Origin of the sequence: Bradyrhizobium sp., from assembly GCF_019244115.1 — a bacterium.
GTDB lineage: Bacteria > Pseudomonadota > Alphaproteobacteria > Rhizobiales > Xanthobacteraceae > Bradyrhizobium.
Genome location: NZ_JAFATE010000619.1, coordinates 1 through 13,058 on the forward strand (window position 1 = coordinate 1; position 13,058 = coordinate 13,058).

15 protein-coding genes are annotated in these 13,058 nt (G+C 65.5%); 12 read left to right on the forward strand and 3 right to left on the reverse strand.

All coding sequences use genetic code 11. The features are described 5' to 3' along the window. The coding region (locus tag JOZ76_RS27130) for a DUF6101 family protein (protein ID WP_291703888.1) at positions 1 to 470 on the reverse strand (470 nt) is incomplete at its 3' end. 287 nt (positions 471 to 757) lie between these two features. Here JOZ76_RS27130 and JOZ76_RS27135 point away from each other — a divergent pair. From JOZ76_RS27135 to lpxK, 6 genes are read left to right on the forward strand one after another with little or no spacing between them, the layout of a single operon-like run. Then, on the forward strand, positions 758 to 2,158 hold the full coding sequence (locus JOZ76_RS27135) for a TldD/PmbA family protein (RefSeq protein WP_291703890.1): 1,401 nt from the start codon (positions 758 to 760) through the stop codon (positions 2,156 to 2,158). After that, a complete protein-coding gene (locus tag JOZ76_RS27140) occupies positions 2,145 to 2,954 on the forward strand; it encodes a 3'(2'),5'-bisphosphate nucleotidase CysQ (protein WP_291703892.1) in 810 nt (269 codons plus the stop codon). The genes JOZ76_RS27135 and JOZ76_RS27140 overlap by 14 nt, the downstream gene beginning before the upstream one ends. 59 nt (positions 2,955 to 3,013) lie before the next feature. Next, positions 3,014 to 3,256 (forward strand): DUF4170 domain-containing protein, encoded by a 243-nt coding sequence (locus tag JOZ76_RS27145; RefSeq protein ID WP_291703894.1) that lies wholly within the window; start codon positions 3,014 to 3,016, stop codon positions 3,254 to 3,256. Beyond that, positions 3,253 to 4,017, forward strand: coding sequence for a lysophospholipid acyltransferase family protein (locus JOZ76_RS27150; protein WP_291703895.1), 765 nt, complete (start codon positions 3,253 to 3,255; stop codon positions 4,015 to 4,017). The genes JOZ76_RS27145 and JOZ76_RS27150 overlap by 4 nt, the downstream gene beginning before the upstream one ends. Next, positions 4,010 to 5,314 (forward strand): 3-deoxy-D-manno-octulosonic acid transferase, encoded by a 1,305-nt coding sequence (locus JOZ76_RS27155; protein ID WP_291703896.1) that lies wholly within the window; start codon positions 4,010 to 4,012, stop codon positions 5,312 to 5,314. The genes JOZ76_RS27150 and JOZ76_RS27155 overlap by 8 nt, the downstream gene beginning before the upstream one ends. Beyond that, complete coding sequence (lpxK, locus tag JOZ76_RS27160) at positions 5,307 to 6,335, forward strand: tetraacyldisaccharide 4'-kinase (protein WP_291703898.1); 1,029 nt, start codon at positions 5,307 to 5,309, stop codon at positions 6,333 to 6,335. Before JOZ76_RS27155 ends, lpxK begins: the two co-directional genes overlap by 8 nt. 47 nt (positions 6,336 to 6,382) lie before the next feature. Here the strand turns inward: lpxK and JOZ76_RS27165 are convergent, their stop codons facing one another. Beyond that, positions 6,383 to 6,610, reverse strand: a complete 228-nt coding sequence (locus JOZ76_RS27165; protein ID WP_291703900.1) for a DUF2093 domain-containing protein — start codon at positions 6,608 to 6,610, stop codon at positions 6,383 to 6,385. Between the two features lie 184 nt (positions 6,611 to 6,794). Between JOZ76_RS27165 and JOZ76_RS27170 the strand changes: the two genes are divergently transcribed. Continuing rightward, on the forward strand, positions 6,795 to 7,631 hold the full coding sequence (locus JOZ76_RS27170; protein WP_291703902.1) for a dienelactone hydrolase family protein: 837 nt from the start codon (positions 6,795 to 6,797) through the stop codon (positions 7,629 to 7,631). A gap of 180 nt (positions 7,632 to 7,811) precedes the next feature. On the opposite strand, the gene xseA is transcribed toward JOZ76_RS27170, so the two are convergent. Next, positions 7,812 to 9,431 carry an exodeoxyribonuclease VII large subunit gene (xseA, locus tag JOZ76_RS27175; protein ID WP_291703904.1) on the reverse strand — a complete coding sequence of 540 codons (1,620 nt, stop codon included), beginning with the start codon at positions 9,429 to 9,431 and terminating at the stop codon, positions 7,812 to 7,814. A gap of 160 nt (positions 9,432 to 9,591) precedes the next feature. On the opposite strand from xseA, the gene JOZ76_RS27180 reads away from it, so the two are divergent. The 5 genes from JOZ76_RS27180 to purD all read left to right on the forward strand — a co-directional run. Continuing rightward, positions 9,592 to 10,575, forward strand: coding sequence for an alpha/beta fold hydrolase (locus JOZ76_RS27180; RefSeq protein WP_291703913.1), 984 nt, complete (start codon positions 9,592 to 9,594; stop codon positions 10,573 to 10,575). Positions 10,576 to 10,614: 39 nt separating this feature from the next. Next, positions 10,615 to 11,097 (forward strand): hypothetical protein, encoded by a 483-nt coding sequence (locus JOZ76_RS27185; protein ID WP_291703906.1) that lies wholly within the window; start codon positions 10,615 to 10,617, stop codon positions 11,095 to 11,097. Continuing rightward, complete coding sequence (locus JOZ76_RS27190; RefSeq protein ID WP_291703907.1) at positions 11,094 to 11,651, forward strand: hypothetical protein; 558 nt, start codon at positions 11,094 to 11,096, stop codon at positions 11,649 to 11,651. The genes JOZ76_RS27185 and JOZ76_RS27190 overlap by 4 nt, the downstream gene beginning before the upstream one ends. Before the next feature lie 4 nt (positions 11,652 to 11,655). Next, positions 11,656 to 11,964: a winged helix-turn-helix domain-containing protein gene (locus JOZ76_RS27195; RefSeq protein ID WP_291703909.1), complete on the forward strand. Its 309-nt coding sequence runs from the start codon at positions 11,656 to 11,658 to the stop codon at positions 11,962 to 11,964. Between the two features lie 216 nt (positions 11,965 to 12,180). Continuing rightward, on the forward strand, positions 12,181 to 13,058 hold an 878-nt coding region (purD, locus tag JOZ76_RS27200; protein ID WP_291703911.1), incomplete at its 3' end, for a phosphoribosylamine--glycine ligase.

Genomic DNA, 13,058 nt, shown 5'->3' on the forward strand with positions numbered 1-13,058 from the left:
GCATCGCCGACGCGGCGGCGGATCAGAAAGCGGGGGCGGCGCCAGCGGATCGCGTTACGCCTGCGACGGCGCGGCGCAGGTTCGAAGCTTTCGCCATCCTGAAGTTGCGGCAAACCGAAGATCTCGCTCCAGCCTTGCCAGGCGGCGGCGATCTCGGCGCGGTCTGCGCTCTCGCACAAGGGGATGTTGAGGGACGGATCGCGGTGGATGAGGACCAGCAGCTGCGTCTCGCCGGTCTCGCGCAGCGCGATGCCGCGAAAATCGCTGACGCTGATGTTGACGGCCATGCGCATGCCGTTGATGGCACGGCGCAGCACGACGCGTTCGCGATGCAGTTCCACCTGCCGCACGCCGCCATCCGCACGGGTGTCGTGCGCATCGAAACGGACCGGCAGAGAAAGAGGGTCGAGCCGCGTGCTGCGGCTCGACCCGGCGGGATTGCTCCCGCTTGTTGCTGTTTGACGCCTCACGGCTTTAGTCTCCCCGCCGGGATTATGTTCCCGGTCGATGGCGTGACCTTAGCCGCGGCTTTTGCGAATTCTGCTTAAGAAGGCTGGTTAATCGGATGTGACCGCGATCCCTTTCACCGGCATGATTGACAAGACCTTGGCCCGCATGATTGACGAGACCTTGCAGATGTGCCGAATTCGCCGGATGCGGCGGCGCAAAAAATGCTTGAAGTCCGCGCCAATCGGCCACATCTGCTGATTCGGCCGACGCCCTTCGCGATCCCCGCCATCCCTTCAGGATTTTGTTCGTGAACTCTTCACCATCAAGCACATCCCTATCCTCGCCGAAGGCGGTCCATGCCGACCTGTTCGACCAGTCCGCGTTGAGTGCGCTGGCCGAACGCCTGGTGGAAGCCGCCAAGCGCGCCGGCGCCGACGCCGCTGACGCGGTGGCGGTGCGCGGCATCTCGCAAGGTGTGGAGGTGCGCGACGGCGCCGTCGAGGAATCCGAGCGCTCCGAGGGCAACGATGTCGGCCTGCGCGTGCTGGTCGGACGGCGCCAGGCGGTGGTCTCGACCAATGACGTCTCCGGTGATGGCGTCGCGCGGCTTGCCGAGCGCGCGGTGGCGATGGCGCGCGTTGCTCCCGACGACCAATATGTCGGGCTTGCCGATCCGGCGCTGCTCGCCCGTGATATCCCCGCGCTCGACCTTCTCGATCCCGAGGTTCCCTCGACCGCCGAACTCGAGCGGCGCGCCCAGGAGGCCGAAGCGGCAGCGCTCGCTGTGAAAGGCGTGACCAAGTCGAGTGGCGCCTCGGCCTCCGCCGGGATCGGCGGCATGGTGCTGGTCACGAGCGCGGGTTTTCACGGCGCCTATCTGCGCTCGAATCACTCGATCTCGATGACCGCCATCTCCGGCGAGGGAACCGGGATGGAGCGCGACTACGATTACACCACCGCGCCGCATGCCGCCGATCTCGCCTCCGCCGCCAGCGTCGGCCGCACCGCGGGCGAGCGTGCGGTCGCGCGAGCCAACCCGCGCAAGGTCGAGACCTGCAAGGTTCCGGTCGTGTTCGATCCGCGCGTCTCGGGATCGCTGGTCGGCCATCTCGTCGGTGCGATCAATGGTGCGTCGATCGCGCGCAAGACCTCTTTCCTCAAGGACCGGCTCGGCGAGCAGCTCTTTGCCAAGGAGATCCGCATCGTCGACGATCCCCTGCGCAAGCGCGGCCTCCGATCGCAGCCCTTCGACGCCGAGGGGGTCAAGGTCAAGCCGCTCGCCATCGTCGATGAGGGCGTGCTGACCTCCTGGCTGCTCGATTCGGCAACCGGCCGGGAATTGAAGATGGCAACGACCGGTCACGCGCATCGCGGCGTGTCCTCCGCGCCGTCGCCCGGGCCCTTTAACCTGCATCTCGAAGCGGGCCAGCCGAGCCCGGCCGAGCTGATCGCCGACATCAAGCAGGGTTTTTATGTCACCGACCTGATCGGGTCGGGCGTCAACGGCGTGACCGGGGATTACAGTCGCGGCGCCTCCGGCTTCTGGATCGAGAACGGCCAGATTACCTATCCGGTCAGCGAGGTGACCATTGCCGGCCACCTGCTCGAGATCTTCAAGTCGATGACCGCGGCGAATGACCTGAAGTTCATCTATGGCATCAACGCACCGACCGTGCGGATCGAGGGACTGACGCTTGGTGGACGCTGAGGTCGATGCCGCGATACTGGCACGCGATGCGAAGCTGTTGAAGGAGACTGTACGCGAGGCAGGCGGCCTCGCGCTGTCCCTGTTCGGACGCGAACTGAAGAACTGGATCAAGGGCGCCTCGTCGCCGGTGTCGGAAGCCGATATCGCGGTCAACGATCTCCTGGAGAGCCGGCTGCGGTCGGCGGCATCGGATTACGGCTGGCTCTCCGAGGAGAGCGCCGATGACGAAGACCGCCTCTCAAGGCGCCGGGTCTGGATCGTCGATCCGATCGACGGCACCCGCAACTATCTTGCCGGCAAAGCGGACTGGTGCGTCAGCGTGGCGCTGGTGGAGGATGCAGCGCCGGTCATCGCGGCCGTGTTCGCTCCGGCCAGCGACGAGTTCTTTTTCGCCGCGCGCGGCGCAGGCGCGACGCTCAATGGCGTCGGCGTATCGGCAACGCCGGGAACGGCGGTCGATTTCGCGCGCATGGCGGGACCGAAGCCGCTGGTCGAACGATTGAAGACCTCGAGCGACGAGATCGCGATCCATCCGCGCATCGGATCGCTGGCGCTTCGCCTGTGCCGCGTCGCCGATGGCCGGCTCGACGCGGCGTTTGCCGGCGGCCAGAGCCGCGACTGGGATCTTGCGGCGGCCAATTTGATCGTGCAGGAAGCGAATGGTAAGATGACGGCGCTTTCCGGCGATCCCATTCTCTACAATCGCCGGGAAGTCACGCACGGGGCACTGGTGGCGGCGGGGCGCGAACGTCATGCGAGAATCGTGGCGCATTTCCGCAATCGCCCGTTGTCCTGACCTGCCGCAAGATCTCTCTTAAAGTCCCTTGCCGGGCACCTCTCTAGGAACCAACACACATGCCAGACGGCTCGCAGCAACTGCTTCATCTTGTGCTTGGCGGTGAACTCGTAGATCTCGAACACAATACTTTCAAGGATCTCGACAAGGTAGACATCGTCGGGGTATTCCCTAACTACGCGGCCGCCTATGTCGCCTGGAAGGCCAAGGCGCAGCAGACGGTCGACAACGCCCACATGCGCTATTTCATTGTGCACCTGCACCGGCTGCTCGACCCCGAAGCGACGAACCCCGCGCGTTGAAGAAACTCGTTCGCGATATACTGCGCTCTAACTGGCTGCAGCGCGCCGTCGGCGTGCTGGCCGCCGAGTACCTGCGGCTGGTCTGGAAGACCAACACGTTCAGCCGCGAGCCGGACAACATCTACGACCTCGTCGAGCCGTCGATGCCCGGCATCCTGGTGTTCTGGCACGGCCAGCACTTCATGACGCCGTTCATCAAGATCAAGCCCGAGTATCGCGCCAAGGTGCTGATTTCGCGGCATCGCGACGGTGAATTCAACGCGATCGCCGCCGAACGCCTCGGTGTCGGCACGATCCGCGGCTCCGGCGATCATGGCTCGGCTTTCCACCGCAAGGGCGGCGTCGGTGCGTTCAAGGAGATGGTGCGCGCGCTGGGTGAGGGCTATAATGTGGCGACCACCGCCGACGTGCCGAAGCGTGCGCGGGTCGCAGGCCTCGGCGTCATCATGCTGGCGAGAGAATCCGGACGGCCGATCATGCCCTTCGCGATGGTGACCAGCCGCTTCATCCGTCTCAACAACTGGGATCGCACCACGATCAACCTGCCGTTCGGGCGCGGCGCGCTGGTCGGGATCAAGGAAATCCACGTGCCATCAGACGCGGATGCCGCGACCATGGAACGGCTCCGCCAGGAGGTCGAGGACACGCTCAACGAGGCAAACCGCGTTGCCTATGCGATGGTCGGCCGGCCGGACGCGAACGGCGAAATGGTGCAGCAAGAGCCACGGCAGGTAGCGCCTCAAGAGGCGCAGCATGGCTGATGCGCTGCCGATGACGCTGCGAGTCTATCGCAGCCTGTCTTCGGCGGCGGCGCCGCTCGCGCCGGCCGTGATCCGGCAGCGGCTGAAGCACGGCAAGGAGGATCCGGAGCGGATCGGCGAACGCCGCGGCCTCAGCCGCGATGTCCGCCCTCTCGGGCCGCTGGTCTGGATTCACGGCGCCAGCGTCGGCGAAGTGCTGGCGGCGGCGAGCCTGATCGAACGGCTGCGCGCGCTCAATCTCCGCATCCTCCTGACCTCGGGCACGGTGACCTCTGCCGCGATCGTTGCCAGACGTTTCCCGCCCGACATCATCCATCAATACGTGCCCTATGATTCGCCCCGCTTCGTCGCGCGTTTCCTCGACCACTGGCGGCCGTCCCTGGCGCTGTTCATCGAATCCGATCTCTGGCCCAATCTGATCCTGTCGAGCGCGGCGCGGCGGCTGCCGATGGTGCTGATCAATGGGCGGATGTCGCCGCGCTCCTTCCCGCGCTGGCGTCGCGTCTCCGCCACGATCTCGGCGCTGCTCGGCCGCTTCGACATTTGTCTCGCGCAATCGCGCGTCGACGCGGAGCGATTTTCCGCGCTCGGTTGCGCCAATGTGGTCACGACCGGCAATCTGAAGCTGGATGTGCCCGCGCCGCCGGCCGATCTGCAAAAACTCGAGCGGCTGATGCTGGTGACACGCGGCCGGCCCGTGATCGTCGCCGCCTCGACCCATCCCGGCGAAGAGGAGATTTTGCTGCAGGCGCACCGCATCCTAAGTGGTTTGTTTCCGGGCCTGCTGACCGTCATCGTGCCGCGCCATCCCGACCGCGGACCGGCAATTGCGCTGGCGGTTGCGACATCGGGGCTCGCGGGCGCGCTGCGCTCGCGTAACGAGCCGCCGACTGCTGCGACCGAGGTCTATGTCGCGGATACGCTCGGCGAGCTCGGCCTGTTCTACCGGCTCGCGCCGATCGTCTTCATGGGCGGATCGCTGGTCCGGCATGGCGGGCAGAATCCGATCGAGGCGGTCAAGCTCGGTGCCGCGACCGTGCACGGTCCGCATGTGTTCAATTTCGCCGATGTCTACGAGGCGCTGGATTCGTCCGGCGGCGCGCGGCGGGCCGACGATCTCGAAGCGCTGGTGAAGCAGCTCGGCCAGCTATTGGCCGATCCGAACGCCTGCAACACCGTCAATGCCGCGGGATCGCGGGTCGTCGAACAGCTCGGCGGCGCGCTGCAGCGCACGCTCACCGCACTCGAACCCTATTTGCTGCAGCTGCGGCTGGAGATGGGAGCCTCCGATGCGTGAGCCGGCCTTCTGGCACCGGCCACCATCCTGGATCTCGTATCTCTTGTTTCCACTCGGAGCCGTCTATGGCGCGCTCACCGCCCTGCGCATGCAGCGGAGCGGCCTTGACCCCGGCATTCCCGTGTTCTGCGTCGGCAATTACCATATGGGTGGCGCCGGCAAGACGCCCACCGTGCTCGCGCTGGCGAAGATCTTGCGCGAACTCGGCGAGCGACCGGTCGTGCTCAGCCGCGGCTATGGCGGGCGGCTGCGCGGTCCGGTCATGGTTGATCCGCACCGCCACGCGGCCGCTGATGTCGGTGACGAGCCGTTGATGCTGTCATCAACCGTTCCGGTGGCGGTGTCGCGCGATCGCGTCGACGGCGTGGCGCTGGCGAAATCGCAAGGCGCCAGTGTCATTTTGATGGACGACGGCTTCCAGAACCCGGCGGTTCAGAAGGATGCCGCGCTGATCGTGATCGACAGCGATCGTGGCGTCGGCAACGCCTGCGTCTTTCCTGCCGGTCCCTTGCGTGCGCCATTATCTGCGCAGCTCGACCGCACCGACGCGCTCATCGTGGTGGGGGAGGGGACGGCGGCCGGTGCGATCGCCGAGAGGATCGCATCGCGTCCAGGGAGACCCGTGTTGTCGGCGCATCTCGAGCCGGATCAAGCTGCGCTCGCCGTGCTCGCGAACAAACCTGTGCTTGCCTTTGCCGGGATCGGCGATCCCGCGCGGTTCTTCCGAACGTTGCGCGCAAACGGCATCGACGTGGTCCGAGAGCGGGCCTTTGCCGATCATCATCCGTTTTCGGAAGCCGATGTCGACGCGCTGATCGCCGAGGCGAAGCGCGATCAGCTGACGCTGGTGACGACGGAAAAAGACCTGGTCCGGCTGCGGAAGAAGGGCGAGCTTCCCGTTTCAGTGCGAGAGATATCGACGCTGCCGGTCACACTGGAATTCGAGGATGAGAAAACGCTACGCCGCTTTCTCGACGAGCGCCTGTTCAACGCGCGCCAGAAGAAGTTCGGTCAGAAGTGAGTATGTCGTCCCGGCGAAAGCCGGGACGACAATAGTTATGTTCGTAGCTACCCCTGCTTCTTAATCGCGCCGGGATAATGCCGCTGCACCACCGCGCCCGGCGTGGCATAGGCCTCCTGCAGGTCGACGCTCCAATATTTCAGCTCGTCGATCGGAATCCGCGCATCCGTCACCGCGCAGCGGACATAGGTTCCAGGGGAGATCACGCGAAAATCGCCGTCGAGATACTGGACCTGCGCTTCGCCATGGCTAGAGGGGCCGAACTTGTTCAGCAAGATGGATTGCTCCGGAAAGGACAGGATTCCGAATGAAGACTTATGTGCTCTATTCGGTCAATCTATCATAAATAGGGCGCGTCGCGCGGGGTGAAAACCCACCGATTTGTGAGTTTTTTGCCCTTTGTGCCGTGTTAGCGTGCAAGCAACGATTTACCGCTGCCCCGCGACGGCCCTGAGACCGATGAATAGTCTGCTCACTCTCATCGTCCTGACGCTGTTTGCCGCTTGTTCGCCCGCGGTCGCGGCCCAGTCCGACGTCGCGCGCCAAGTCGATATCACATCCGGCAGCGTGGCGCTCCGCGCCGAACTGTTCAAGCCCGACGGCGACGGCCCGTTTCCGACCGTGATCGCGCTGCACGGTTGCGGGGGATTGGGTGGCCGTTCCGAGCCGGTGCAGGCGCGCTATCGCGATTGGGCCGAGCAGCTCGTGAAGGATGGCAGCGCGGTGCTATTGCCCGACAGCTTTGGCTCGCGTGGGCTTGGTCCACAATGTCGCATCAACGAACGCCGGCTGAGCGCGCGGCGGGAGCGCGTTTCCGACATCCTGGCGGCACGGCAATGGCTGGTGCAGCAGTCCTGGACCAGGCATGACCGCATCAGCCTGATCGGCTGGGGCAATGGCGCGAGCGCGCTGCTCTGGGCGGTGCGCCCGCAATTGTCGCCGCGCGGCGCCGAGCCGGATTTCCGTTCGGCGATCGCCTTCTATCCGGACTGTACGCTCTCGGCGGGACTTGGCTGGAGCGCGCGCGTTCCGACGCTGCTCCTGATCGGGGCCAAGGATGATGTCACCCCGTCGCCGGCCTGCCGGCAGATGATCGACGGTGCGCGCGGACGCAGCGCACTGACGCGGATCGTCGTCTATCCCGGCGCGTACCACGATTTCGATCGGCCCAATTTGCCGTTGCAGGTGAATGCGCCGAGTGCCGATGGCGCCTCGCCCGAACGCGGCCATCTCGGCAGCGATCCCGAGGCGCGGGCGGACGCGCAGAAGCTGGTCACCAAGTGGCTCGCGCAGTGATCGCTATCCGCGCGGGAGGTGCGCTCCCTCCCTGCGGGAGGTGCGCTCCCTTCGCCCTTTGCGGGGGAGGGGGTTACCAGAGAGACCGTGCTTGTTGCGACCCCACCCTCGACCCATCCCCGCAAGGGGGAGGGGAGCACAGGCAGCGCGCGCCCAACGTCGAAAATAGTTCGAACTAGTCTAAAACAGGCTGCCTTGGTCGACGGGCTTGGTGATACGTTTTGGCGCGGCGGGCTTTTCGCGTGCGGGTTGCTTCGGTGCTGCGGGTGGCGTTGATTTCGCGGCCGGCCGGTCGGCATCGGCGGTCGCCGCGACACGGCCGTCGGCGAATTCGATTTCGAGCCGCGCGCTGGGCCCAATACTGTCAGCTGCATGCAGCGGATGTCCGGCCTCGTCCCGCACCAGCGCGAAACCACGGGCCAGCACCGAGCGATAGGACAGCGCGATCAGCAATTGGCCCGCGTGGCCGACGCGCGCATCGAGCCGCTGCACCGACGTGAGCAGCGCGCGGCGCGCGCGATCGGCGAGACGCTCGGTCCGCTCGCGGGCGCGCGAAATCGCCTGGCGCCGTGCCTCCAGATTGGCGAGCTTTGAGGTTTTCAGCCGCGCCGCCAGCGCCGTGTAGCGGTCGCGGCGGCGGTAGAGCAGCGCGCGCGCCGACAGCGTCAGCCGCTCGCCACAGACGGTGAGCCGATGGTCTGCCTGCGCGACCTGGCCGCGCAAAACGCGCAGCGTCAGCCGCGCGCTCGCGGCGGCAAACTGGCGGAAATGCACATGCGTGTTGGTCCGGAGGCTGCGCGGCAGTGCTGAGGCCGCCGCGTCGAGCCGCTGCCGCGGGATCGCCAGCACCTCGGTAGCATCGGGCAGCGCGCGCGCCGCGGCGCGCAGTTCGTTGCGGCGGCCCTCCTGATGGCGGTGCCAGCAGACGAAGGTGCGGCGGGCGAGGCTTGCGATCTCGGAAAACAGTTCGCTGCGCACCGGCACGGCCATCTCCGCCGCGGCGGTCGGCGTTGGCGCGCGCTTGTCGGCGACGAAATCGATCAGAGTGATGTCGGTCTCGTGCCCGACCGCCGAAATCAGCGGGATCATGCTGTCGGCGGCCGCCCGCACCACGATCTCCTCGTTGAACGACCAGAGGTCTTCCAGCGAGCCGCCGCCGCGCGCGACAATCAGGAGATCAGGCCGTGGAATGCGGCCGCTTTCCGGCAGTGCGTTGAAGCCGCGGATTGCTGCGGCGACCTGTTCGGCCGAGCCGTCGCCCTGCACCCTGACCGGCCACACCAGCACCCGGCGGGGAAAGCGGTCTTCAAGACGATGCAGGATGTCGCGGATCACGGCTCCGGTCGGCGACGTGACGACGCCGATCACTTCGGGCAGATAGGGGAGTAGCCGCTTGCGCGCGGCCTCGAACAGGCCCTCGGCGGCGAGCTTCTTCTTGCGCTCCTCCATCAGCGCCATCAGCGCGCCGACGCCGGCGGGCTCGAGCGCCTCGATCACGATCTGGTACTTTGAGGAGCCGGGATAGGTCGTCAGCTTGCCGGTGGCGATGACCTCGAGCCCCTCCTGCGGCTTGAAGCGCATCCGCACATGGACGAACTTCCAAACCACCGCCTCGATCTTGGCGCTCTCGTCCTTCAGAGAGAAATAGCAATGGCCCGAGGAATGCGGTCCGCGAAAACCGGAAATCTCCCCGCGCACCCGCACATGGCCATAGGCGTCCTCGACCGTCCGCTTCAGCGCGGAGGAGAGTTCCGAGACGGTGTATTCCGGCGCGTTGAGCAGGTTCGGCGCAGCAGTCATCGATTCCCTTTCAGGACGAAAATCCAAACTAGGGATTCTTTCGATCTTTCGCCATTTGTTCCCTTGCTTATGCACATACTCTGGATTACAGAGTTCTCTGACCCTATACGATAGAGTTCTCTGTTTTGAAGGATTCCGGAGGAAAATCATGCTGCGCTGGATGGTCTGGTTTCCGCTGAAGCTCACGCAATGGGTCCTCGGCCTGGTCGGGGCGGTGGCGCTGCTCCTCACTGCAATGGTCGCAAGGCCCGTCAGCCAGCCGCCGGAACTCGTCTCGATTTCGAACACCGCGCGTGCGGTCGACCGCAGCACCATGCCGGGGCTGGAGCGGTTCCACGGTCGTGACGGCACCGAATTGGCCTACCGCCATTACCCCGCCCGCGGCCAGGCGACTGGCCAGATCGCCATCCTGGTGCATGGCTCCTCGGGCTCCAGTGTTGCGATCCATGCGCTCTCTGATGCGATCGCCGCCCGCGGGGTCGACACCTATGCACCAGATATCCGCGGCCATGGCGGGTCAGGTAGTCGCGGCGATGTTGCCTATCTTGGCCAGCTCGAGGACGACATGGCGGACTTCGTTGCCGAGATCCGCAAGACCAACCCGACCGCGCCGATCACGTTGCTCGGCCATTCCGCAGGCGGCGGTTTTGCGCTGCGCATTGCAGCCTCGCCGATCCAGAACCTGTTTGTCCGCACCGTCCTGCTTGCGCCCTACCTCGGGCATGACGCACTGACCAACCGGCCGGATTCGGGCGGCTGGGCCAGCGCGGACCTGCCCCGTTTGTTCGGTCTCGCGATCCTGCACCGGCTCGGGGTCGATTGCTGCCAATCGCTCCCGACTTTGGCGTTCGCGGTGCCGGCCAATTCCAGCGCGATCCTCAATCCCACCTATTCCTATCGGCTGATGCGGAACTTCGCCACATCAGGCTATCGCCGGGATCTCGAAGCCGCCACCCGGCCCGTCGCCCTGTTTGCCGGCGCCGATGATGAGCTGATGATTGCCGACAAATATCGCGATGCCGTCGGCGAGCATGTGCCGGTGCACCTCATCGACGGCGTCAATCACATGGCGATCGTCAGCGATTCCAGGGCCGTCGCGGCTATCGCCGACGACGTCGTCAGCCACGGCGTGACGGGGAGCTGAGCCATGATGACGAATCTCACCGTGGTCGGGACGTTTCACATGGTGCTGGCGATGCTTTGTATCATGGTCGGCGCGATCCAGCTCGTGCGACCGAAACACGGCGCGGCGCACCGCGCCCGCGGCTATGCTTTCGTGTATGGGATGGTGATGGTCGATGGGCTGGCGATGCTGCTGTACCGGTTCACGGGGAGTTTCAACGCCTTTCATTTCGGTGCGATCGCGAATCTGGCTGCCATCATCGCCGCGATGGTCCCGATGCTGATGACCCCGCGGCCGGCCTACTGGAAGCAGTTGCATTACCGCTGCATGAGCTGGGGTTTCGTCGGCCTGATGGCCGCAGCCGTCACGGAAACGATCCTGCGCAGTGTGGCTCTGACGTACGGCCAGGCATGGGCCGTCAGCGGCGCCGCAGCCGCAATCGTAACCTTGATCGGGGCTTACTTGATCCGGCGCTATCAGCCGCCGCCGATAGCGCGATTGGCCGTAGCAAAGCCCACAATCCAGCCCGAAGGCGCTACATGAAGCTCGACAGTGCAGAGGCGCGCAAGGCGCTCGCCGATATCGACGACGTCGCGCGGCGCGTGCGGCAGTCACGGATCTATGATCTCGCCAGCCGGGTCATGATCATGTGGGGTGTCCTGGTCTTCGCCGGAAATCTGGCAAACTGGCTCTCGCCGCGTGACGGCGGCGCGATCTGGATCGCGGTGAACACGCTGGGCGTGGGCGGCACCGTCACGCTCTCGATTCTCGACATGCGTCGCACCGGAATGCACTCGTTCGATCTGCGCGTCGCGGCCGCGTTCGTGCTGTACTTTGCGTTCGGTCTGTTCTGCAGCGTGGTGCTCGGCCATTTCGGACCGCGCCAGATGGGGACCTTCTGGCCCGTCTATGCCATGCTGTTCTACGTTCTTGCGGGCCTGTGGTTCGGCCGCGCCTTCGTGGCGATCGGCCTTGGCATCACCGTGCTGACGTTGATCGGCTATTTCTTCGTTACTGGCTACGCCTTCATGCTGTGGATGGCGGTCACCAATGGCGGCGGGCTGATCGTCGGCGGCCTGTGCATGCGCCGGGACTGAAGCGATGGCCGAACTCGACGACGTCATCCATCAGCCGCTGCGGCTGCGGATCATGGCGGCGCTGAACGCGCTGCCGTCCGGCAGCGGGCTGGAGTTTGCCCGGCTGAAGAAGCTGACCGGCGCGACGGACGGCAATCTCGGCGCACATATCGAGACGCTGTCGCGCGCCGGCTATGTCGGGGTGGACAAGGCCTTTGTCGGCAAGAAGCCGCAAACCACGGTCACCGCCACCGCAGAGGGCCGCGGCGCCTTCGCCCGCCATGTCGCGACCCTGCAGGAGATCATCGCGGCATCCGCGGCCGGAGGCAAATAGGGCGCAATCCCTCAATGACGTCATTCCGGGGCGCGCGTAAGCGCGAACCCGGAATCTGGAGATCGTGTGCGCCGGTGCCAAACAAGCTCGAGATTCCGGATCGGCGCGCGAGGCGCGCCGTCCGGAATGACGGTGTGTGTGTGGATATCTCCCCCTTGCACGGGAAGGCGGATTCGTGCTTCCGGGAATGATCTCCTGCTATCCTGGCGACACCCCATGCACATCCTCCTGCTCGGTTCCGGCGGCCGCGAACACGCTCTGGCCTGGAAGATCGCAGCCTCGCCGCTGGTCACAAAGCTCTTGATTGCGCCCGGAAACGCCGGCATGGCGCGTGAGGGCCAATGCGTGGCGCTCGACATTTCCAACCATGCTGCCGTGATCGAGTTCTGCAAGGGCAATGCGGTCGACCTCGTCGTGGTCGGGCCGGAGACACCGCTGGTGGCCGGCATCGTCGATGATCTCGCCTCCGCCGGGATCAAGGCGTTCGGGCCGAGCCGGCTGGCCGCCCGGCTCGAAGGTTCCAAGGGTTTTACGAAGGATTTTTGCGCGGAGTTCGGCATCCCGACCGGAGCCTATCGGCGCTTCAGCAACGCGGGCGACGCGCGCGCCTATGCGCGCGCACAGGGCGCACCGATCGTGATCAAGGCCGACGGACTCGCCGCCGGCAAGGGCGTCGTGGTCGCGAAAACCCTATCCGAGGCCGAAGACGCCATCGCGATGATGTTCGAAGGCGCGTTCGGGGCGGCTGGCGCCGAGGTCGTGATCGAGGAATTTCTGGCTGGCCGCGAGGTCTCGTTCTTTGCCCTCTGCGATGGCGAGACCGCGCTGCCGCTTGCCTCCGCCCAGGACCACAAGCGCGCCTTCGACCACGATCAGGGACCGAACACCGGCGGTATGGGCGCCTATTCGCCGACACCCTTCGTGACGCCGGAGGTGCATGACGAGATCATAAGCCGGATCATTCTGCCCACCGTCGCCGGCATGAAGGCACGCAGCACGCCCTTTCATGGCGTCCTCTATGCCGGCGTGATGCTGACCGAGCAGGGCCCAAAACTGTTCGAATACAATGTCCGCTTCGGCGATCCCGAATGCCA